This window comes from Corynebacterium sp. (assembly GCF_030532965.1).
GTDB lineage: Bacteria > Actinomycetota > Actinomycetes > Mycobacteriales > Mycobacteriaceae > Corynebacterium.
Window position 1 is genome coordinate 56389 of record NZ_JAUNKC010000011.1, and the last position, 21509, is coordinate 77897.

24 protein-coding genes and 1 riboswitch are annotated in these 21509 nt (G+C 53.3%); of the genes, 17 read left to right on the plus strand and 7 right to left on the minus strand.

Going from position 1 to position 21509, the window contains the following annotated elements; translation table 11 throughout:
• Nucleotides 1-2 precede the first annotated feature (2 nt).
• Complete coding sequence (locus Q4D85_RS06855; RefSeq protein ID WP_303199232.1) at nucleotides 3-710, minus strand: 3'-5' exonuclease; 708 nt, start codon at nucleotides 708-710, stop codon at nucleotides 3-5.
• Between the two features lie 177 nt (nucleotides 711-887).
• Between Q4D85_RS06855 and Q4D85_RS06860 the strand changes: the two genes are divergently transcribed.
• Complete coding sequence (locus tag Q4D85_RS06860; protein ID WP_303199182.1) at nucleotides 888-1466, plus strand: RDD family protein; 579 nt, start codon at nucleotides 888-890, stop codon at nucleotides 1464-1466.
• A 74-nt stretch (nucleotides 1467-1540) separates the two neighbouring features.
• Nucleotides 1541-3571 carry an NAD-dependent DNA ligase LigA gene (gene ligA / locus Q4D85_RS06865; protein ID WP_303199184.1) on the plus strand — a complete coding sequence of 677 codons (2031 nt, stop codon included), beginning with the start codon at nucleotides 1541-1543 and terminating at the stop codon, nucleotides 3569-3571.
• Between the two features lie 39 nt (nucleotides 3572-3610).
• On the opposite strand, the gene Q4D85_RS06870 is transcribed toward ligA, so the two are convergent.
• Complete coding sequence (locus Q4D85_RS06870; protein ID WP_303199185.1) at nucleotides 3611-4276, minus strand: amino acid-binding ACT domain protein; 666 nt, start codon at nucleotides 4274-4276, stop codon at nucleotides 3611-3613.
• A gap of 387 nt (nucleotides 4277-4663) precedes the next feature.
• On the opposite strand from Q4D85_RS06870, the gene gatC reads away from it, so the two are divergent.
• Nucleotides 4664-4957, plus strand: coding sequence for an Asp-tRNA(Asn)/Glu-tRNA(Gln) amidotransferase subunit GatC (gene gatC / locus Q4D85_RS06875; protein ID WP_303199186.1), 294 nt, complete (start codon nucleotides 4664-4666; stop codon nucleotides 4955-4957).
• A 6-nt stretch (nucleotides 4958-4963) separates the two neighbouring features.
• The gene (gene gatA, locus Q4D85_RS06880; RefSeq protein WP_303199188.1) at nucleotides 4964-6460 is read left to right on the plus strand and encodes an Asp-tRNA(Asn)/Glu-tRNA(Gln) amidotransferase subunit GatA; all 1497 of its coding nucleotides are present in this window, start codon (nucleotides 4964-4966) and stop codon (nucleotides 6458-6460) included.
• Between the two features lie 92 nt (nucleotides 6461-6552).
• On the opposite strand, the gene Q4D85_RS06885 is transcribed toward gatA, so the two are convergent.
• Complete coding sequence (locus Q4D85_RS06885) at nucleotides 6553-7026, minus strand: SMI1/KNR4 family protein (protein WP_303199189.1); 474 nt, start codon at nucleotides 7024-7026, stop codon at nucleotides 6553-6555.
• Nucleotides 7027-7210: 184 nt separating this feature from the next.
• On the opposite strand from Q4D85_RS06885, the gene Q4D85_RS06890 reads away from it, so the two are divergent.
• From Q4D85_RS06890 to Q4D85_RS06915, 6 genes are all read left to right on the plus strand, one after another.
• The gene (locus Q4D85_RS06890) at nucleotides 7211-7732 is read left to right on the plus strand and encodes a CbrC family protein (protein ID WP_047261822.1); all 522 of its coding nucleotides are present in this window, start codon (nucleotides 7211-7213) and stop codon (nucleotides 7730-7732) included.
• Between the two features lie 36 nt (nucleotides 7733-7768).
• Nucleotides 7769-8527 carry a hypothetical protein gene (locus Q4D85_RS06895; RefSeq protein ID WP_303199190.1) on the plus strand — a complete coding sequence of 253 codons (759 nt, stop codon included), beginning with the start codon at nucleotides 7769-7771 and terminating at the stop codon, nucleotides 8525-8527.
• The gene (locus tag Q4D85_RS06900; RefSeq protein WP_303199192.1) at nucleotides 8524-9270 is read left to right on the plus strand and encodes a hypothetical protein; all 747 of its coding nucleotides are present in this window, start codon (nucleotides 8524-8526) and stop codon (nucleotides 9268-9270) included. The genes Q4D85_RS06895 and Q4D85_RS06900 overlap by 4 nt, the downstream gene beginning before the upstream one ends.
• On the plus strand, nucleotides 9267-9686 hold the full coding sequence (locus Q4D85_RS06905; protein ID WP_303199193.1) for a hypothetical protein: 420 nt from the start codon (nucleotides 9267-9269) through the stop codon (nucleotides 9684-9686). The genes Q4D85_RS06900 and Q4D85_RS06905 overlap by 4 nt, the downstream gene beginning before the upstream one ends.
• Nucleotides 9673-10035, plus strand: a complete 363-nt coding sequence (locus tag Q4D85_RS06910) for a hypothetical protein (RefSeq protein ID WP_303199194.1) — start codon at nucleotides 9673-9675, stop codon at nucleotides 10033-10035. Before Q4D85_RS06905 ends, Q4D85_RS06910 begins: the two co-directional genes overlap by 14 nt.
• Nucleotides 10036-10176: 141 nt before the next feature.
• The gene (locus tag Q4D85_RS06915) at nucleotides 10177-11082 is read left to right on the plus strand and encodes a hypothetical protein (protein WP_303199195.1); all 906 of its coding nucleotides are present in this window, start codon (nucleotides 10177-10179) and stop codon (nucleotides 11080-11082) included.
• Nucleotides 11083-11352: 270 nt separating this feature from the next.
• On the opposite strand, the gene Q4D85_RS06920 is transcribed toward Q4D85_RS06915, so the two are convergent.
• Nucleotides 11353-11853 carry a hypothetical protein gene (locus Q4D85_RS06920; RefSeq protein WP_303199197.1) on the minus strand — a complete coding sequence of 167 codons (501 nt, stop codon included), beginning with the start codon at nucleotides 11851-11853 and terminating at the stop codon, nucleotides 11353-11355.
• Nucleotides 11854-12279: 426 nt separating this feature from the next.
• Between Q4D85_RS06920 and Q4D85_RS06925 the strand changes: the two genes are divergently transcribed.
• The 4 genes from Q4D85_RS06925 to Q4D85_RS06940 all read left to right on the plus strand — a co-directional run bounded on the left by Q4D85_RS06925 (nucleotide 12280) and on the right by Q4D85_RS06940 (nucleotide 14741).
• Nucleotides 12280-12495 (plus strand): hypothetical protein, encoded by a 216-nt coding sequence (locus Q4D85_RS06925; protein WP_303199199.1) that lies wholly within the window; start codon nucleotides 12280-12282, stop codon nucleotides 12493-12495.
• 283 nt (nucleotides 12496-12778) lie between these two features.
• The gene (locus tag Q4D85_RS06930; protein ID WP_303199201.1) at nucleotides 12779-13720 is read left to right on the plus strand and encodes a type IV pilus biogenesis/stability protein PilW; all 942 of its coding nucleotides are present in this window, start codon (nucleotides 12779-12781) and stop codon (nucleotides 13718-13720) included.
• 27 nt (nucleotides 13721-13747) lie between these two features.
• Nucleotides 13748-14173 carry a hypothetical protein gene (locus tag Q4D85_RS06935; RefSeq protein WP_303199202.1) on the plus strand — a complete coding sequence of 142 codons (426 nt, stop codon included), beginning with the start codon at nucleotides 13748-13750 and terminating at the stop codon, nucleotides 14171-14173.
• Nucleotides 14151-14741 (plus strand): TetR/AcrR family transcriptional regulator, encoded by a 591-nt coding sequence (locus Q4D85_RS06940; RefSeq protein ID WP_303199203.1) that lies wholly within the window; start codon nucleotides 14151-14153, stop codon nucleotides 14739-14741. Before Q4D85_RS06935 ends, Q4D85_RS06940 begins: the two co-directional genes overlap by 23 nt.
• Nucleotides 14742-14777: 36 nt before the next feature.
• Here the strand turns inward: Q4D85_RS06940 and Q4D85_RS06945 are convergent, their stop codons facing one another.
• Together Q4D85_RS06945 and Q4D85_RS06950 are read right to left on the minus strand one after the other, a co-directional pair.
• Nucleotides 14778-15890 carry an RtcB family protein gene (locus Q4D85_RS06945; protein ID WP_303199235.1) on the minus strand — a complete coding sequence of 371 codons (1113 nt, stop codon included), beginning with the start codon at nucleotides 15888-15890 and terminating at the stop codon, nucleotides 14778-14780.
• 710 nt (nucleotides 15891-16600) lie between these two features.
• Nucleotides 16601-16799: riboswitch (cobalamin riboswitch) on the plus strand.
• 499 nt (nucleotides 16800-17298) lie between these two features.
• A complete protein-coding gene (locus Q4D85_RS06950) occupies nucleotides 17299-17817 on the minus strand; it encodes an N-acetyltransferase (RefSeq protein ID WP_303199205.1) in 519 nt (172 codons plus the stop codon).
• Between the two features lie 169 nt (nucleotides 17818-17986).
• On the opposite strand from Q4D85_RS06950, the gene Q4D85_RS06955 reads away from it, so the two are divergent.
• Nucleotides 17987-19048, plus strand: a complete 1062-nt coding sequence (locus Q4D85_RS06955) for an NAD(P)-dependent alcohol dehydrogenase (protein WP_303199207.1) — start codon at nucleotides 17987-17989, stop codon at nucleotides 19046-19048.
• Between the two features lie 103 nt (nucleotides 19049-19151).
• On the opposite strand, the gene Q4D85_RS06960 is transcribed toward Q4D85_RS06955, so the two are convergent.
• The gene (locus Q4D85_RS06960; protein ID WP_303199208.1) at nucleotides 19152-19475 is read right to left on the minus strand and encodes a hypothetical protein; all 324 of its coding nucleotides are present in this window, start codon (nucleotides 19473-19475) and stop codon (nucleotides 19152-19154) included.
• A gap of 186 nt (nucleotides 19476-19661) precedes the next feature.
• Between Q4D85_RS06960 and Q4D85_RS06965 the strand changes: the two genes are divergently transcribed.
• Both Q4D85_RS06965 and Q4D85_RS06970 read left to right on the plus strand, forming a co-directional pair.
• On the plus strand, nucleotides 19662-20708 hold the full coding sequence (locus tag Q4D85_RS06965) for an iron ABC transporter permease (RefSeq protein ID WP_303199210.1): 1047 nt from the start codon (nucleotides 19662-19664) through the stop codon (nucleotides 20706-20708).
• Nucleotides 20705-21472, plus strand: coding sequence for an ABC transporter ATP-binding protein (locus tag Q4D85_RS06970; RefSeq protein WP_303199212.1), 768 nt, complete (start codon nucleotides 20705-20707; stop codon nucleotides 21470-21472). The genes Q4D85_RS06965 and Q4D85_RS06970 overlap by 4 nt, the downstream gene beginning before the upstream one ends.
• The last annotated feature ends 37 nt before the right edge of the window (nucleotides 21473-21509 follow it).

A 21509-nucleotide genomic window follows, 5' to 3' on the forward strand; every position in this document is an offset into this window, starting at 1 on the left:
ACCTAGTCCGCATTCTGCATCGGCCACGCGGTATTAACATCAGAGGCATCCCGCCCCCGACTTTCCAAATACTTCTTCAAATCCGTTTGGGAGTTGTAATACCCAACCGCCTGAAACTCCATGAGCTCTTCCAACGTGAGATCCTTAATCCGCGCCGCAAACCGCCGTTTCGCCTGAACCCACGCAATCCGCGCGGCAGCCAACGCGTCACTGGTCGCCTCATGGGCATTATCCAACCGGACGTTGTACTCCTCACATAAATCTGTCAACGTGCGCTTACCCTTGCGATACGGATCAAGCACCTTGTCCACAACAAACGGATCATAAACCGGGCCGGTAACCACAAACGACGGATCAAGCGAATGCAAAACCGTAAGATCATAGGCCGCGTTATACACAATCAACGTGTATCCATCAGCCCACGCCTGCGTAATTTTCTCAAGGGTTTCCGCCAACACATCAGCGTGCGGACGACCATGCTGCTGCGCATACTCAGTGGTGATTCCATGCACATTTGCGGCGGCCTCCGGGATCGGAATTCCAGGATCAGCCAACATCTCGTACGGGTGGGCTCCCTCAGAATCGACTCGAATTAACGCCGACGTAACAATCCGGGCTTCAAACGGATTAGCCGACGTAGTTTCTAAATCGAAACTCAACACCTTCATCGGATCAAACTGCGTGCGCAACAGTTCAGTGGGGATGTTCATCATTGCTTCCTTGACCTAACAATCAACTACCAGAGCGAATGGGGGATGGTTCCACCATAAAACACAACCCCAACATGGGGCGAAAGCCGGTAAAAATCCCGAAAAACCAACCGGGTATATTAACCTGGCACTCAACCATTGCGACCAAGATTAAAAAACAAAAGGGGGAGAACACTCATGAATTCTGATGCCGACCCCTCACAACACCCCCATCAGCCTCAACCAGTTCACGATTCCACGACCAGGCGGCAATCAACACGCCCATGGGTACGCGCACTCGGATCAACCCCAGCGCTGGTGACGCGCCGGGCCGCGGCGCTGATCATTGATCTCGTAATCGTGGCTACGGCAACGGCGTTGGTGGAAAATATGTGGCGGTACATGATGGGGTGGCAAGCGCCAGCGAACATCGCGTTGGTTATTTTCGCCATGCTTGGCCTCTATAAAGCAGCTGGTGAAGGCCTGTTTGGCGTCAGTGTGGGGAAGAAGATCACGGGAATTGACGTTGACTTCGGTGCACAAAGTTCCGGCACGCTTAATCTGGTGAAGGCCGGTGTGCGAAACGCGTGGTGGGGAAGCGCCTTCGCGTTGGAACCGATTACCGACTGGGCAGCCCCTATCTTCAGTTTGATCTTTTGGTTAAGCCTGCTGGCCGTCGTGCTCGATAAAGATCGGCTGAGCCCGATGGATCTTATCACTCGAACCCTTGTGGTGCGAAGCGATTATCCTGTGGAAGATGGTGACCACGATCAGTGATAAAACCGCAGTGTAACGCGTAGTTTTTTCAAAGTGGGCTGTCATGTCGGGGTCGAAGTCTAAACTAATGCACCATGAGTAAAACGCAGGATTCAATCCAGGAAGAATGGCAGCGCTTAGCCGCCGAAGTTACCCGCCACCGGGAACTGTATTACAACCAAACCCCTGAAATAACTGACGCGGAATTCGACCAGCTGTTTCACCAATTGGAAGCCCTTGAAGCAGCCCATCCCGAATTAGCCACGCCCGATAGTCCGACCCAAAAAGTCGGCGCGCCGGTATCATCCTCGTTTGAAAATGTTGCGCACTTAGAACGCATGATGAGCCTGGAGAATGTGTTCAATGCGGAGGAATTAGATGAGTGGTTATTACGCGCCGACGCTGATCAGTACCTCACCGAGCTGAAAATTGACGGGTTGTCCCTCTCCCTCGTGTACCGCAATGGTGAATTGGAACGCGCCGCAACCCGCGGCGACGGCCGGGTTGGTGAAGACGTAACCGAAAACGCCAAAGTGATCACGGGTGTGCCGCTGAAACTTAGCCATCACGATGATTTCCCTGTACCGGCATTGTTGGAAGTACGCGGTGAGGTATTTATCGCGGTGGAAGACTTCGCCGAAGTAAACGAACAGCGACAATTAGAAGGCGGCAAGCCGTTTGCCAACCCACGGAATGCGGCCTCAGGTTCACTGCGGCAAAAAGATGTGGAGGCTGTTCGGCGGCGCAAACTCCGCATGATCTGCCACGGCATCGGTGCCACCGAGGGTTTCGATCCGACCTCCCAGTTCCACGCGTACGAGGCACTAGCTGCATGGGGGCTACCGGTTAGCGAATACACCGCATTGGTTTCAAGCGTTGCCGAAGTGCACAAGCAAGTGGCCTACTGGGAGAAAAATCGCGGCCTGGCAATTTGTGAGATGGACGGCCTGGTGGTCAAGGTTGATGATATTGCTACGCAGCGAAGCATGGGTGCGAATTCCCGGGCACCGCGCTGGGCGGTTGCTTATAAGTACCCGCCGGAAGAAGTCATGACCAAGCTTCTCGATATTCAGGTTGGCGTGGGACGAACCGGTCGGGTGACCCCGTTCGCGGTGATGGAACCGGTGTACGTCGCTGGTTCCACCGTGTCGATGGCCACCTTGCATAACCAAACAGAGGTCAAGCGTAAAGGCGTTTTGATCGGCGATACCGTTGTCATCCGAAAAGCCGGTGAGATTATCCCTGAGGTTTTAGGCCCGGTTGCGGATCGTCGGGACGGCACCGAAGAGGAATTTGTATTCCCGGAAAATTGCCCCAGCTGCGGGACGAAGCTAGCCCCGCAAAAGGAAGACGACGCTGATTGGCGTTGCCCCAATAGTCGGTCGTGCCCCGCCCAGCTGGCTGCCCGTATCACGTACTTAGCCAGCCGCGCGATTTTCGATATCGAAGCCCTCGGGGAGAAAGCGGCTCATGATTTGGTGCAATCTAAGGTCTTGACAGACGAAGCGGAATTGTTCAACCTCACTGAAGCCGACCTGCTGCGTACCAGCGTGTTCACCACCAAGAAAGGCACGCTGAATTCCACCGGAAAGAAGCTTCTGAAAAACCTCGAAACAGCAAAGCACACGGATCTGTGGCGGGTGATGGCGGGGCTGTCAATCCGACATTGTGGGCGCACTGTGTCTCGCGCATTGGCCAGCCGCTATGGCAGCTTGGAGAAGGCACGCAACGCGACGGTTGACGATATCGCCCAAACCGATGGGGTGGGTTTGGTCAAAGCACAAAGTTTCAAAGATTGGTTCGAGGTGGACTGGCATGTCAATATTGTCGACACCTGGGCAGAAAGTGGAGTAACCATGGAAGAAGTAACAGCTGATGCACCGGAGCAGGTTCTGGAGGGACTGACCATCGTCGTCACCGGAACCCTGGAGGGTTTCTCGCGGGATTCGGCGAAAGAAGCGATCATCTCCCGGGGTGGTAAAGCATCCGGATCAGTATCGAAGAAAACCGACTATGTGGTGGTCGGGGAGAAGGCTGGCTCTAAAGAAACGAAAGCTCGGGAGCTTGGGTTGAAGATTCTCGATGAGGCTGGTTTCCTTCGGTTGTTAGAAACCGGGGAAGCCTAAGAACGCTAACGGCCGTGGTGAATCACCACGGCCGTTAGGTTATCTGCGTAACATTCGCGACAGGATGGTGCCCACGTAGCCGATGTGTTCGACTTCGGAAGGCAAAAAGTCTGGGCCGCCTACTCGGCCGATTATCAACACCAACCCGGATTTTCCTAGTGGGGCGGCAGCAAGCGAGGAATCTAATAGCGACCAGGATTCTGGAATCCAAAAGTCTACCTCGGGGTTGAGGATTCGGGCTGAGGTGATATTGATGAGATCCGGGGCGGAGCCGTCGTCTTCCGGCGCGCCTTCGGAGGCGGTGATGCGTTTAACGGGAGTGCCGTCTTCAAGCAAAATTGCCCACGAAGAGGTAAGCGCTTGCGGGATGTCGTCGATAAGCTGCGCGATAGTATTGGAATGACTGGAGGCACCGGCGACATTCGCCAACATCTTGATCTGTCCTCGGCGATCCACGGTGCCGGAAAACGGGCGGATGGAATCAACCTCCACTCCGTCTACGCCGTGGGCTGCGGAAATAAGAACATCCGCCATGACCCCTGCGGGCAGGTTCACTACCATGTCATCCATGACTGTTCCGTCAGGAAAAGCTTGGACGACATCAACACTTTTGATGTCGCCGCCAGCAGCGCCGATGGCGTTTGCTAACACTCCGAGGCTGCCTGGGGCGTCGGGGAGCAGTACACGGATGAGGTACGTCGTCACCGAAAATCCCACCTTTCTCAAGCGAATAATCGAGAAGCTTTCCGGTTATTCTCTTCGTAAAAATAACAGTTGACCCACCGTGTGCGGCGGCGGTAACCGTTGCACAAGATGAATCAAGACTTACCTGCCATATTGTACGAACAATTAGCCGATTTCGGGGCAGGACGTATACAAGTTATCCAATTTGTCACCTATTGCCAGCAGGTGTAGTGCAGTAATCGGAAATGGGATGAATAAAACCTAACCCCACACCAGGTGCCCGAAATACTACGAACGGGCGGGTGTTGAGTACTATGTCTTAGTAGCTTTGCCACTGGTTGTTAATCGCATCCGTTAGTGGCCGGTACAAGTAGACATACACCGACGTTAAGTTAAGGATAATCCCACGTGCCTGAGATCTCGCGCGATGAAGTCGCCCACTTGGCTAAATTGTCTCGACTGGCGTTGAGCGATGAAGAATTGGATCGGTTTGCTGAGCAAATCGACGGAATCATCGGCAACGTTTCCGCAGTGCAGCAGGTAGCCGCGGAAGGGGTGGAGCCCATGAGCCACCCGCATTCGATTCGCACCACCATGCGGGAAGATGTAGTTGAAAAAACGTTGACAGGCGAGCAGGCGCTGGACCAAGCGCCAGAAGTAGCTGAGCAGCGCTTCGTCGTTCCACAGATTTTGGGGGAGTAGGGTTCCATGACTAATAAATATCTCGTAGGTGCAGCTGGTTCCTCCGAACTGACTAGCATGACCGCGGCGGAACTGGCCGCGAAGATTCATAGCCGCGAAGTAAGCTCGGTTGAGGTAACTCAGGCTCACTTAGACCGGATCGGTGAGATTGACGGGGACATTCATGCGTTCCTCCATGTGGGTGCGGAAGAAGCACTGGTCGCCGCAGCCGAGGTTGATAAGCGCCTCGATGCAGGCGCGGCACCTGCTTCGCCGCTGGCCGGTGTGCCGCTTGCGCTCAAGGATGTTTTCACAACCACCGACGCACCGACCACGTGTGCATCAAAAATGTTGGAAGGCTATATCGCGCCTTACGACGCAACGGTGACCAAGAAGATCCGGGAAGCCGGCATCCCGATTCTCGGTAAAACCAACATGGATGAATTCGCCATGGGTTCATCCACTGAAAACTCTGCGTTCGGTCCTACCCACAATCCGTGGGACCTGGAGCGCACCGCTGGTGGTTCCGGTGGCGGCTCCTCGGCGGCATTGGCATCCGGTCAGGCGCCGCTTGCGATCGGAACGGACACTGGCGGCTCCATTCGCCAGCCTGCCGCGCTCACCAATACCGTTGGTGTGAAGCCTACCTATGGCACTGTGTCCCGCTATGGTTTGGTTGCTTGTGCGTCCTCCCTGGATCAGGGCGGCCCGACTGCACGCACCGTGCTGGATACCGCTTTGTTGCACGAAGTGATCGCAGGCCACGACCGCTTTGATGCGACCAGCGTTGACCGGCCTGTAGCCCCGGTTGTTGAAGCTGCTCGGGAAGGTGCGCATGGTGACTTGAGTGGGGTCCGAGTTGGCGTCGTAAAGCAATTCGACCGGGAGGGCTACCAGCCGGGTGTGCTGGAGCAATTCCACAAAGCCGTGGCTCAATTGGAATCCCAGGGCGCAACCGTGGTGGAAGTGGATTGCCCGCACTTCGATGACGCGCTTGCCGCGTACTATTTGATTCTTCCGTGCGAAGTGTCCTCGAACCTCGCCCGCTTCGACGGCATGCGTTACGGTCTGCGGGTTGGCGATGACGGCACCCGCTCCGCTGAGGAAGTCATGGCGCTGACCCGTGCCGCTGGTTTCGGCCCGGAAGTTAAACGCCGCATAATTTTGGGTACCTATGCGCTGTCGGTGGGCTACTACGATGCCTACTACCTGCAAGCCCAGCGCGTGCGGACGTTGATCGCGCAAGATTTCGCAGCTGCTTACGAAAAGTGCGATGTTCTTGTCTCACCAACGACTCCGACCACGGCTTTCAAACTCGGGGAGAAAATTTCCGACCCGTTGGCGATGTACAACTTCGACCTGTGCACCTTGCCGCTCAACCTCGCTGGTCTTTGCGGCATGTCTTTGCCTGCCGGATTGGCTTCTGACACGAACCTTCCGGTGGGGCTGCAGATCATGGCTCCGGCATTCGCCGACGATCGGTTGTACAAGGTAGGCGCAGCTTTCGAAGCTGGCTTGGCCTAATTAATGAGTCAGTAACGCCGCCTTAAGAGAACAATTACTTTCTTAAGGCGGCGTTTCGTTACGATTTTTGCTTTTCGACGCTACCTGTGGCGCTAATCCAACCGGAAGTCGGTGGGACAGAAGCGAAGATTGCTGATAAAACGCGTAAAGGACGGCGCGATGTAGCAGGTGTCGGCGGTGTCGCGGTCAAAATAGGCAATGCGATGATCTTGGACATCAATACAGAGATAGTTGCCAAGCCAATCCATGCCGAACGGCAACAGGTTTCGGGGTACCTCGCCGGTTTCCCATTCTTCGGGCGCGCGTCCTTCTAACGTAAAATCCGGGTCGTCGCTAAATTCCTTGCTGTAGCGCAACGGAATGAAATCCTTGATTTCTATCTCAGGGATGTTCTCGCAGTGGTATTCCGGATCGATGACCACCAGCGACAACGTTGGATAGCCGCCGTTCCACCGTTCAAAATGGTTGATGAAATCCTCTGGCAGGTCAACCCCCAATGTTTCGGCGATGGTACGGATTTCGTCCTGAGTTATCTGCTTTTCGGTCTTTTTAAATTCCAATGTCATGGCGCCATCCATAAAGTTTTTAGGTGAGCTCAGTAAAAAACACCCATAAGTCTACGTGGTCTTAGCTGGGTTTTCGTCAAAACTAAACCACGAACACCTGATCCTTTTCTCATCGCTCGATCTCATGTCAGGGTGGTAGGTTACACTCTGATTCGAAATGGAAAGCCCACGTGAAAGGTTGATTGTGTCTGATTCTTCTAATGCAACAACGTTGCCAGTATTCAAGTATTTCGCCGACCCCGTCGCGGCCAAAGTTTTCGAGGAAGACCCGACCGCAGTATGCCCGTGTTGTGAGAAACAAACTGGGTGGATCTACACGATGGAACCATATGGGGAAGACGAAATCGAGGACATTTGTCCGTGGTGCATCGCCGACGGAAGCGCTGCGGAAAAGTTCGACGTGGTTTTCAACGACACTCCCAGTGATGTCCCAGACGACGTTGCGTCCGAAATTGAGGAGCGTACCCCGGAATTCCCGTCGTGGCAGCAAGGCATGTGGTTAAGCCACTGCGATGATGCGTGCGTATTCGTCGGTTCACCCGATTGGGAGCAGCTGCAGCAGATGCCGGATATTTGCCAAGAGTTGTTAGACATTGGGCATACAGAAGCCCAGCTTCGGATGCTAGGGGAGGACTCGCCCTGGTCAGCCTATGTTTTCAACTGCCTGCACTGCGGCGAGCAACTCGTATATTCTGATTCTGATTAACTGATAGCCAACAAACACAAAATAGCGGAGAAACCGATGCCTGTGGATCAAATCGCAACAGCCGTAGCGCGTGTGGAAACTGCACTTGGTTGCCCGTTGCCATCTGATTTTCGTGACTTTGTTTTAACGCCTGAACACGCCGATAGCGTTGAAACGGTCTCGTTTCTAGCTCAGGTCGATTCCGGGGTGTGGGATGAAGATTTCCCCTTCGAACCCCACCCGCATCGGTTTGATGTGGAAAGTGCAATCACAAAGATCATAGAATCTGATGATATGGATGAGGGGTTCGCCCAGCTTAACGCGTTTTTGGACGAGTCTTTTGATAAGCCTGCCCGCCGGGGCGCCGTAGTGTTGGGGGAGGATTGCTGCACCGACGATCGCTATCTTTTAGTGCTGCGTGGTCCATCCCGTGGGCAGGTGTGGTTTGCCGCGATTAATTACAACGAGGTTCTGGTTACCCCGGTACACCACCCCGTCACTGGCTCACCGTTAGGGTTTAGCCAATGGCATGAACTGTGGCTTAATCCCTACCGGCTCACGGCACAAAAGCCTAAGAGACTCAATGAAGCTGGCATTGCGCACGTCCGACTATTAGGCCCGGAGACACAAACCGCGTTGCAGTATCATGCCGCGCATGGTCAATTGCGCGGACTTACCGAATCCGCGATCAGCCGGATCAGAAAGAAAACCGATGTGCCGGAATCCGCGGAATTCCTCGATCCATACTCGAATCAGTGGAAACCGGTACGCAAGGCTGTTGTTGCAGTATGGCTAGGCGGGCAGATACCGCAATGACTAATTCTGCTACACCACGCCCGACCTGCATCGCATCAGACATAGAACACTTCGCGTATTGGTGTTCTGAGGCAACGCGAGTTCGCGGGAGCGATCCAGCGGCGGAGCTGGAAGCGTTGTCACACGCCGTGGACTCGGGCGATCCGTGCCGAATTGATTGCGATTTTTTAGCGATATACACGCGGCTATCCCATCTTTTAAAAGAGTTTCCGCACCTAGCTCACCAATACCTCAGAACGGAACGTGATGAGTTAGAGTCCGCAGTGTCTCAGGCGGTCGCCGACCCGCACGTTCCCGCGGAAACGTTGCGTTCGCTATGGCGGAAACTGCGCCAAACGGGCAAGCCCTCTGATTCGCTTGAATGCCATGTGACTGCGGCAATGGGGGATAACGCGGCACTCAACCAGCTCATGACGGAATTGCCCGCCTTCGAATCTGACACGTACTCTGCCCACCAGCACTTTATGCGCGTTGCCGACTACTTGGATGCCTATGTGGATCAGCCACCTCAGGTAAGCGAGGTCGCAAAATTATTGCGGTTTGTGGGGCGTCGACAAGCACTCCCGCCATATTACGGTTTCGCGCTTATTATCGAACTTTTAGCCGTTTTAGCAGCACAATTGCCGTGGCTTGTCATACATGTCTGCATTTCAGTCGTACAATTCTTGAAGCTCACCAAGCCCCAGCCCTGGTATTTCTCGCTGCCGCAACTAACCATCAGCGGTCGTGTTTTCGCGAGGTGAGCGTCCCAACCACAGCGGGTGTTATTCAGTGGGCCACGGAAATCGCTACCTACTGTGCTTCGCTTTTCGACGCCCGGCTAAGCCCCACCGCCACCGGGTTCCGCGACGTGGTGTCACGTCGGCTCGACCAACAACCGCCACAACCACCTAGTGTCGATACAGTTTTTCCGGCCCCTAATTCTGTCCCGGTAACAACCACCGATGATTATTTTTACCAACTAAAACTTTCAATCTACGACCTCGAACGTGAGGTGACACAACGCCCCACATCTGAACGTCAATTGCGCCTTATAGAACTATATGACGACCTTGGGTGGCAGAGCGTGGCTGGCTGCGCGGTATTAGAACTGGCCAGAACAACCACCAATCCGATTGAGCAGTTTTCGCTTATGGAACGCGCCTATGGAATATTTTGATAACGCGGAGCGACTCCAACCAGTAGGTCTTTCGGCCGAATTGGCGCGGCTCGGGCGTGAGATCGCCACCACCGGCGAATGCCGTTACCTGGCGTGTGCGTTGCTTACCCAAGCGTCATCATTGACCTATTACACGGACACTGAAATGCCAGCGATTATGGCAGTAATCGACGAAGCAGCTGCAGCTGCCGCCACTATCGACGATGGTTCTTTTCCGCCAGAGCGATTTTTGCAGATGAAAGCATCCGTTGCACTTGCGTGTGACGCCCCACATCGGCTTTCCGATTCCATGACCACGCAATCGCGGAACTGGCGGCGAAAGACCAGTGGGATGACGCGGTTGAATTAGCAATTCGGGTAGCGACTTCACGTGACATCGATGAACACAAAATCATCGCACTATTAACCCACTTTCGCGATAATCCAGACCTGCCCGATATACGGTTATACGGCCGCCTCGCGGGTGCAATCGAGGATATAATTGCTGGTTATGGCGATACGTGACGGCGACAAGAGCGGTGTAAAAGTTGCCGGTTTCGGGGAAGCGGAACCAGCCGGAACCACCAATCAAGATTCTTCGGCAGAACCACACCCCGATAGGCACAACACCGCGTCTGAATATTCAGTTCCCAGCCAGCTTGAGAATGTTGAGGCCAATCTCGCGGCACTTCTTTCATGTGTGCAATTGCGCCCTGGAATGTACATAGGAATCCATGACATACATGCACTAGCGGCTTTTATCTCCGGGTTTTCCATGGCGGAACTTTGTGGTGCAGCTGTGGATTGCTCTGTCCTTGAAAATATTCATGACTGGGCTGCTGCGAAATATGGCTTCCGGGAATCAACCGCCGGTGCTTACAACATCATCCATGGGTGCACCCCACACGGGGGCGATCCGTTGCACAATTTCTTCCGTGATTTTGCGGAGTTCTTATTAACCGATGTGGAGCGAAGCACCACATGGGAACCGTCGTGGCGAAATGGCCCCAGTAAAGTCTCCGGTTCATCACGGGGAGAAGCGGATTTCGGTGTTTCCACCGCCCGCGAGATCGCCGCTGAGGTGGCGAAAACCCACAATGGAAAGCTGCTTACCCCCTATATGGTTGACCTAGCCGATTCTTGTAGGGTGACCATGTCCTACAGTTGCTTCCGCGCGAAGCCGCAATTAGACATCATCGCCCACATCGACATTCCTGCGGTACCGGACGCATCAGAATCTGAGCCCTACACGGTGCGGTTAAGCGGTCGAAGCTTCCCGGAACTGAATTATCGGTTTGTGCAACCAGGAACACTCATCACAGTCCCAGCAGATCCCGATGATTGTGCTGTGATGAAACATGAAGCCTGCGATTTCATTGACAAACACATTATTCCGTTGTGCACACAAACGTCCTAGCAAAAGGCCGAAACGAGATAGCTGAGTTTTTGAAAACGTGGCACAAACTAATTCGAGCGGTGTAAATAGCGGGTAGCTAACCCGCATGATTCACGCTACGGCGGAGGATTTTCAGTTTCCTGTCGCGAAGGTGATTGAATCGTGCATAACGTGCACAACGTACAAAGGCGTACACCGAGCTAGCGTCGTCTGATGCGGCGAAATCCCTGTGTCTTGATGCGATGCGAATTACTGGACTTGCCCTGCTTTTCGACGCCCATGTCGCGTAGATCAAGCAAGGTTTGTCTGGGTGATCCATAGCCAGAGCAAAATTACCAGAGTAAATACAGCAATGAAGAGTGATAAGCCGCACCCGATGAAAAGTCTGGTTGGTTTCCTATTTTCTAATCTATTGTTTTCGGAATTAGGATATGGATTCTTCCCACTAATTTCTCGTAAAAATGGTAGAAAAGTTCCTGTTTTTAACGGCAAAGAATAACCATTAAATCTAAACCAATCCGCGATTATAAGTCCGGAAACCGTAAAGAAAACTGCCGTTATTAATCGAGCTATTTTTTCTGCAGCTAGCCAAAAATCCGGGAAAAAGATTGCACTTAGCAATCCTCCTGGAATTAAGCCGACGGTGAAAGAAAGAGTGAGTTCAAAAATGAAATACCAACCACCAAATTGAAGGTTTTTTAGTTCTTCTTCTCTATGTTTTTGATAATGGTGGATGTAGAAAAAAGACGGAATTATACCCAAAAATACGAAGGTGATGGGTAGGAAAGACATTTGGGCAGTTGTCCTTTTATTAGAAAGGTATATTTGGCTTTAGTTCGTGTTTTCTCTTTAGAAGCGATTGTGCGTTGTTTGCTCTCATTCGTCAATTTTTTACAATTGCGCGACCCGTATCGTCTAGTAGTTCCGTATCCACAAAACCGCCAATTACAGTTCCAAAAGGCGTGTTGAGGGTATGTAGACGGAATTCGCTTCAGCCGCAGGTGAAGATGGTGCGAAGTTAGAATGTTTCTGTGATAGAAAACCGACGAGATGGGCGAACTGTCGGAAGTTAATGAGGTCCGTGTCTGTCTGAAAGGATGCAAGCTGGTTTCTTTGGACTGCGCTTGATGCTCTCAGGCGGATTAATGATGGAAACTGCTACCACTGGAAGGTCGATTCTACGTACATCACAACTACTGCGGCAAAGGCAATTCATAAATGAAATCTCTCCGATTTTTCTTGGTCCTGTTAATGATTTGGTTAGGAACCCAAATCATTGTGTGGGGCTTCTCAGAAATAGTCCTGCAAGGCAGCAATCTAGAGCGTTCACTAAAACTTGAAGACATGGAGCTCTACATCAAGGTTCTTGTCTATACGCTTTTCCCGTTGCCGCTTACTGTTGTGCTTGCCCGTCGCCTGGTTGAGAAAAAATAAGACGTTGAATGTAGAGCATCCTGCACAGTTATAAGCGGCAAGGTTGCAGGCGGTAACAACGAGGGCGTTGTTATGGAATCAAGTGATTTTTTTATGGCGCCAATCACATTGAAACCGCCAACGGTGTGCCGTCGAAAAGCAAAGGCTTAGGTAATCTCGGCAATGTCTGGGAACGTTTACGGGCGATGACGTTCAGGTGCGCGTCTTTTATATTGAAACGCTGACGTCGCGGTGGTTTAGGCATTAAGGTAAAAACGTCAATCGTCGGACAATGGAGCGGGTAATGGCGTGGTTTAATTCGAAATTGGAAAATCAAGCATTAGAGGCCTTTGACCAGGGTAATCTTGAGTCGGCAAGTGAATTGTATCTGCAGGCAATAAAAGAAGAGCCGCTACGGATCGATTTTTATTACATGGCTGGGTTGTGTTTTAAATATTTGCGGAAGTGGGAGGAATCCTTAACCTATAACCTTCAAGCGATTGAGCTGAACGACGAAATCGATGAGGCCGCCCACTGGAACGCAGCGATTGCGGCGACTGCCTTGGGGAAATGGGATATTGCCCGCAAGGTGTGGAATGCGGTTGGTATGCCGATCACCGAGGGCGAGGGGGAGATTGTTGAAAACTTTGGTTTCGCGGTTATCTATCTGAATCCGTGGGGTGCGGGCGAAACACTATTCGCGGAGCGTATCGACCCGGTGCGGGCACGCATTGTCAATGTTCCGTTCCCTAAAAGCGGGCACCGGTACGGTGATATTGTTTTGCATGATGGTGCCCCGATTGGTCAGCGCGAAGCGCAAGGGCAGACGTTCACTATTTTCAATGAAATGCAAGTGCTAGAACGTTCACCGTATCTGACTTATAACGTCACAGTCACTGCTGAATCACCGGAGGATAGCGCTGCGCTCACAGAGCTAGTGGAACCCACCGGGGGAATGGCGGAAGATTGGACCCGAACCACGTCTTATTTGTGTAAGAAGTGCAGTTATGGAGTGCCGCACGACGATGATGACCACGACCATGACTTGGCAGCGGAAGACCAGTGGGTTACAGAGCGCGAATTCGGCATTGGCATGGCAAGCCGCGAGAAACTCGACGAGATCCTTTTAGAGTGGGAAGCAAATGGCCCAGGCCGCCGCGTGATTGAGATTACGCTTGAGGAGTATCCGCTTCCGGAGCCGGAAGATGGGCAAACCTGGTGGCTCGGGTTGGATGGGGAGCACTAAAACATACCTTGTGGTATGTTTGGGGCCATGGTTGAAAAGACGAGGCGAAACAATTTTTTCGCGGCAGCTGCGATTCTTAGCGCCATGACCTTGTTAATCCACATTTTTGTCGGCGGGCCTGAGACAATCGATCCGCTTTTTGCAAGCGGGGAGATACCCGAACAAGCGATTTTTACTCTTTATTACGTCTGGCATTTAGCGTCGATACTCATCGGATTTCTGGTTATAGGATTTGCGCTAGTGTGGCGAAACCCCAGTAATTATCAACTTGCTGGAGGACTGACGGGCATTGCTATCGCGGCTGCTGTTTGGGATTTGTTCATGGTGTCGATCTTTTCGTTGTCGCCAATCACCTACGGGCAGTGGATCCTTTTCGCGGCTATTGCCGGATGTGCTTTACTTGGTGTGAAAACGACGAGGAAGATGTTTCATGGCACCAAAGAAGCGGTTTAGTAGGTCTGACTGGGTGCAACTAGGTCTTGAAAACCTTGCACACAGTGGCCCAAGTGGAATCACGATTGATGCGTTGTGCCGGAGTGTGGGCAAAACAAAGGGTTCTTTTTATTCGCATTTCACTGCAATTACAGATTTCAATGCGGCATTAGCGGAATTGTGGCAGCACGAAAACACCGCGTTAATCATTGATGCCGCTGCGCGGGTGCCAACCGGGAAGCGTCGACAAGCGTTAGACGCGTGGGCGCTTGAGTTAAACCACGACTTGGAACGCAACATGCGGCAATTAAGTTTTACGGATGCACATGTTGCAGCTGTGGTTACGGAGGTTGACGATCACAGAATTGCGTTGTTGGCCAAAAACTTCGTGGAAGTGGACCGGTTTTCCCAAGCAGACGCGTTAGCGCTAGCCCGCTTCGAGTACGGATTCTATGTTGCATATCAAGCTGGGTTGAGGCTGACACAGGACCAGTTCGACGACAGCTACCAGAGATTTCTTAAACTCGTCAAGTGCGGAAACGGCGAGATTGCAGGCAACGCGGCTACGTCGAAAAGCACAGAGATTTAAAAAACCGCACCGATTGGTGCATCGGTGCGGTAGGGGTTATGTACCTTTCACGTTGAGGATCTGCCGCAGCTTGTGCTTGATCTCAACGAGGTCGGCGGAATCCGCCATGACCTGGTCGATATCCTTATAAGCGTCCGGGATCTCGTCGACCCATGCGTCGCCGTGGCGATACACGATTCCCTTCATCCGGGATTCAAGATCATCCACGTTAAAGCGACGCCGCGCCTCCGTGCGGGAGAACCGGCGACCCGCCCCGTGCGGTGCAGACCGCAGCGAACCGACATTTCCCTTGCCTTCCACAACGTAGGAGGCGGTTCCCATCGAACCGGGGATCAACGCATATCGGCCCTCATCGGCGCGAACTGCGCCTTTCCTCGTCAGCCACACCGTTCGGTTGCAGTGCTCTTCCCGTTCGGTGTAGTTGTGGTGGCAGTTGATCCGCTGAATTTCCTCCACCTTTTCACCCATGAATTCAGACAGGCAGGTGTTAAACCGGTCCATCATTTCTTCGCGGTTTTCAAAGGCAAAACGCTGTGCCCAGTGCAGATCCGTGATGTAGGAATCGAACTCGGGGGTGCCGGTGACGAAGTACGCCAAGTCGTTATTGGAAATCGGAATCCACCACTTAGCCATGAGTTCCTGAGCGATCTCAATGTGCTTGCGGGCGATCTTATTTCCAACACCGCGGGAGCCGGAGTGCAGGAACATCCATACGTTATCCTCTTCGTCGAGGCACAACTCAATGAAGTGGTTACCGCCACCGAGCGAGCCCAGTTGCAGCCGCCACTTAGGGGAGTGGGACAGATCGACGCCGGTATCTTCGGCCAGTTTTGCCAGCTCGCGGCACCGCTTCTCGGCGGATCCGCCCATCACCCAGCCGTTGTAGTTTCCAGGTGACAGTGGGATCGCCGCTTCGATCGCGTCGCGCAGCTTCACCAGGTCTTTGCCTTCTAAGTCGGCAGCGGTGAACTGGGTGCGTACCGCGATCATTCCGCATCCGATGTCCACACCCACAGCTGCGGGGATGACGGCGTCGATGGTGCCGAAGACGGTTCCCACCGAGGACCCCAAGCCGGTGTGTGCGTCCGGCATGAGTGCTACATGTGGGTAGACGAACGGCAGTTTTGCCAGTTCCTTTGCCTGCTCCATGGTGGAGTCTTCGATTTCGGAAGCGAAACACACCACGTTAGCTGGGGTGTCCTTCAAGTGACGGTTCAAGTAATTGGCATTGGGGCGTTTTGCGCCCTTACCACGATATTTGCGTGCCATTACACGCGTGCTCCTTTCAAGGAAAAAGTTTCAAGTTATCTGTCTGTCACGGCAAAGGCTTAAATAAGGCGTACAAAAAATCGCCGCGGACTACAGACGATGTGCAGTGTGCGGCGATAAATTCTTGCGCTTGACTGTGGCTAATGTGATTGATTCACCAAAGCTTTGGCAGCCACTTGCGGATTGGGTACACGCCGCGAGGGGGACGGGAGTGTCAACTGTCGTTGACTCAAATGCTCATTGAATAGCTGTTTATGGTCTAACATGTCGTCCCTTCCTTTCTGGTTACTCGCGGGTTTAAAGTGTGCTCGATGCACAATTAAAAACTACTAGTGCAATATGGCAACAACGGCAAGGGCTTTACCCCCGGTGTGTGCCAGGTGTTTTTCGCTTGTCGACGCGCGCAACATGTGCGGCAACTGGGGATATGCGGCGAAAAACATGAATGTGAGGGAAGTGAAAATTTGGGGCGACAAGGGGTAATTTTTGCGGCCAGTTGGATGCTGAGGAAAGCATGACCAACTGCGGTGGCTAACCCCAAAAGGTGGTGTTGCGACCTGGGGCGGGTGGGGCGATGGTAATGTTTTTAACGCACTCAGAAGTGAGCTGGTGAAGCTGAATGTGTGTAAGGCTTCATGGGAATCCGGTGAAAAACCGGAACTGGCGCGCAGCGGTGAGTGGGGACCGCCCCATCCAAAGGCCACTGGCTTTTTACAAGCTGGGAAGGCGTTGGGGGATAAACGGGATGATCCACAAGTCCGAAGACCGACCAGCTCTGACCATCTTGTGGCCCTCGCGTCTAGGAGCTACCTGATTCTCACGGTGTCGCCTTCACGGTGTCACGGTGAGGGGAGTGGGTCGAAGATCTTTCGCCCCGACAAACTCCATGCATCAGCATAGGTCCATTGCATTAGGTGCCGCCTCGTGCGGTATCCGGTGTAGTGCTCCTGCGTGCTGCCCGTTCAAGTTGGGTGTTCAACGAGTAGCACTCGTCACCGACTGTCAGCTGTGGCGATCGTCCCAGCACTCAACTTGTGGGTACCAGTGCGAATGCTTGCACCTAACCGGATTTCACGTCAGGTGAGGGCTTGCCGCCAGCAAACAAGAGTGCTTTTCCCACTCCCAGAGCATTCTTGTACGGCAGCGTTGCGTGGTGAGCTTGTGAAATTCCAGGGGAAGACTCGCATAATAGATGCGCAATGCCCACCAAGGGTGCGGATCGTGGTGAATTGTGAGCGCCACGCGAAGCACACCAAGGTGGGCATTGTTTTTGTTGCCGAATTTTCGACTACGCCGATAGATCAGATGGCGGCGTGAAATTGATAGCCAGGGTGTAGTAGCCAGTTTCGTTGTCGAAGCAGACTTCTTTAAACCCAACCCGGTTATATAACCGGTGGGCGCGGGGATTGTCTTCGCCAACGCACAACGAAATGCCGCGCGCACCAAGCTCCCGGGCCAATTCGATGCTGGTTAGCAGCAGTTTCGTACCCAACCCTTGGTTTCTAAACCGTTCTTCCACGGCGATGCACAGCTCGGGAACACCCTCTAATACGTGGCCGTACCCATGATTGGTTGCAGTACCCCATCTAATCCACACGCCCCCAGCGGGGATTCGGGTGGTGTCATAGGCGACGAAGCCTCCGTTTTCCGGTTGCCACTCGTCGACATAATAACGGACATCGTCTAAGAAACCTTCGCAGACTTCAGCGGTTTCATCACCTCGTACGTCGGTGATGTAATTCAGCCGTGCGATGTAGGTTCGATCCGATTCAGTTGTTTCAACGATAGTGAAGTTTCTGCTGGTCATAATCACCTAGGGTATCTTAAAAATTGTTAAGTATGCAGTTGGCATTTGTTCATAAATGAATGTCTGTAAATATATCCATTTCCCACGGTATTCAATAACACTTGCTGATCGATACAATGGGGGTAACCGATTGTATCGGCTGGCTAATTTATTACATAAGGAGATCATAATGCCGTTTCTCACAAAAGCGCTCCAGAAAACCAGTCCGGAAAGCCCATTCCATGTCGCTACCATCTCCCGGCGCGACCCGCGCCCAGACGATGTTGTCATCGACATTCGGGCAGCTGGTATCTGCCATTCGGATATTCATACGATTAGAAACGAGTGGGGTCCGGCTCATTTTCCGTTGACGGTTGGCCATGAGATCGCAGGCGTTGTTACTGCAGTAGGTGAGGACGTTACCCGCTGGTCGATTGGCGACCGGGTTGGGGTGGGGTGTCTGGTTAATTCCTGTGGTACCTGCGCGGAATGTGAGGCGGATCAGGAACAAAACTGCCTCAATGGTGCTGTTGGAACCTATAATTCCGAAGATGTTGATGGCACGATCACTCAAGGCGGTTACGCGCAGAGCATCGTCGTGAATGAGAAGTTTGTGTGTAGGCTGCCGGATAATCTTGACTTTGATGTTGCTGCACCGTTGTTGTGCGCGGGTATTACCACGTATTCGCCGCTTGCTACGTGGGACATTAAGCCTGGCGATAAAGTCGCCATCGTCGGTTTGGGCGGATTGGGGCACATGGGGGTCAAGATCGCCAAGGCGCGTGGTGCGGACGTGACGGTGTTGTCGCGGTCGTTGAAGAAAGCCGACGCCGCTGCGGCTCTTGGTGCTGATCGCATCTTGGCTACCAAGGAGGAAGGGTTCTTTAAAGCCCACCGTGGTGAATTCGATTTCATTCTGAATACGGTGAGTGCGAATTTGGACGTCAATGCCTATTTGGGGCTGCTGAAACCACGCGGGGTTATGGTGGTCGTCGGTCTGCCGCCGGAGAACCAGGAGCTGGGATTCTATGCTTTGATTATTGGCCGAAAAGTGCTGACGGGTTCGAACATCGGTGGTATTAAGGAAACCCAGGAAATGTTGGATTTCTGCGGTGAGCACGGGTTGGGTGCTGTGATCGAGAAGGTTGGTGTTACTGAGGTGGATGCCGCCTATGAGCGGGTTATCGCAGGTGATGTTCAATTCCGCTTTGTCATTGATACCAGCACTTTCGACGACGTTTCCGCCGAATAACGACGTGGCAATACCGCCTTAGCCGGGAAGTGATCCTGGCTAAGGCGGTTTTCTAGGTTTTCAGGCCGCCTTGGCAAATGATAGGAGTGGTCGCGGTGTCGTTTTATTCCTTATTGTCGCTTAACGCGGCAGCCGCGCCTGCGGCGGCAGCGGTGACGCCAAGGACGGCGGGCCAGGCACCAATCTTTTTGGCCAGCGGGTGGGACAGCCCAAAAGCCGCGACGTAGGCGGTGGATAGGGCAGCGGTTAGGGGGATGCCGCCTTTGGCGTACCAGGAACGCCCTGCCCATGCACCTGCGGCGGCGAGGACGACGCCGCCGAGTGGTCGAACTCCGGTTTCGCGTGCGCAGAGCCATCCGCCGATAAGGCCGGTTGCGACAACGGCTGAGGTGGTGACTTCTGTAGCTGGTTTCAGTTGAATGCTCATGTGATAAACCGTACCGCGTTTATGGGGAGGCTAGGTGTCAGCGGGGGCAGGGGATGGGGCGTGCGGAAGTAGGACATGCCGAAATGAGATTGGGTTATTGAAAAACATTTGTTTAGGCTTGTAGGTGGGATGGGTTCAATAGTGCCCATCCTATAAGTTCGGTTAGCTAAAGACTTAAGGAGTGGTGTGAGCACACTAGGTCGCAAGCTTGCCGCCCCAGTGCTGTTTGTCGTGCTTCTTGCAGCAATTGCGGTGAGTTTTGTCATCTCCTTAACGTTTGGCTCAGTCGATTATTCCCGTGCGGCAGTTTGGGAAGTGGTGGTAGCGCACCTACAAGGTGGTAACGGGCCTGATCAGGCCGTTGATTCCATCGTGTGGGAATTGCGTGCACCGCGCGGGATTTTGGCGATTATTGTTGGTGCGGGACTCGCGTTGGCGGGTGTCGCTATGCAAACACTGGTGCGTAACCCATTAGCGGATCCCTATTTATTAGGTGTTTCTTCGGGCGCATCGGTGGGCGCGACGGCAGTAATCACGTTCGGTATTTTCTCTTCCTTCGGCCTCTATTCGCTCTCTGTGGGCGCGTTAGTGGGCGCGTTGGTTGCCACCGCAACCGTGTATGGAATCACTATGGCTCAAGGCGGACTCACACCGCTTCGGCTGATTCTTACCGGTGTGGTGCTATCGGCAGCTTTTTCAGCATTGGCTAGTTTCCTGGTATTCAAAGGCCCAGATGCCCGCGCCGCCCAAGGCGTGATGTTTTGGATGTTGGGTTCTGTAGCTGGTGGGCAATGGAACAAGGTGTTATTGCCCAGCATCGTCGTCGTGGTTGCGTTCGCAGCCTTGATGTTTTTATCCAATCACCTAGATGCCCTAGCCGCAGGGCCGGATACCGCTGCGGCGCTCGGCGTGCGGGTGGGGGTTTTACGCCAAGTCCTGTTCTTCATCCAGGCGCTCCTGGTGGGTGCGATGGTTGCAGTGGCAGGCGGCATCGGTTTTGTTGGTTTGGTGATTCCGCACTTGGCTCGCATGATGGTGGGGTCGCTGCATAGGCGACTACTTCCGATTGCGATGGCAACGGGTTCACTGTTTTTGATCTGGGTTGATGTGATCGCCCGGATCGCTGCACCACCGCAAGAAATCCCGCTCGGTGTTGTCACCGGTGTGTTGGGTGCCCCGCTGTTTTTGCTGTTGATGGCTCGAGGCAAGTATTCATTTGGGGGAAATACATGAGCCAACTGGAGATTACAGATGTGTCCGCTGGAATCGGGCACACAACTATCGTCCGTGACGTGAATTTTGAGGTTTCTCCCGGCACCATGACCGCCCTGGTGGGCATTAATGGTGCAGGTAAATCCACATTGTTGCGGGCGATTGCAGGGATCACTGCGCCGCATGGCGGCAGTGTGATGTTAGACGGCGTATCGGTTCATTCGATGCGGCCGCGCCACCGGGCTCAACAGTTAACGCTGGTTGGGCAAGAGGAAAGCCCTCCGGGTGATCTGACAGTTTCCGAAATGGTGGCTTTGGGTCGACTCCCGCACCTGAAATCTTGGGAGATCGGCGGTAAGAAAGAGCAGAAAATCGTCATGGAATCCTTGGCGTTAGTCGGTTTGACGGAGGTTGCTGATCGGCCATGCGATCAGCTTTCCGGTGGTCAACGTCGGCGCGCTCTTCTTGCCCGTGGTTTTGCTCAAGGCACCGACATGGTGTTGTTGGACGAACCTACAAATCATTTGGATGTGCACCATCAATTGCATCTGCTCAAGGTGCTGAAAGAATCTGGTCGCACGATCCTAGCCACAATTCACGATTTGGACTTGGCGATGGCTCACTTTGATCAAGTGGTTGTTTTGCACGAGGGAACCATGCTTGCAGCAGGGGACCCTGAGGAAGTCCTTATCCCGGAAAACCTGCGCAAAGTATTCAATGTGCAGGCGTTTTGTGCGAGGTTGCCTGAAATGACCAACCCGCACCTGATTATCGATTCACTGTAGTTGTGCCCACCATGGTGCAGAACTACACGATTGCAAG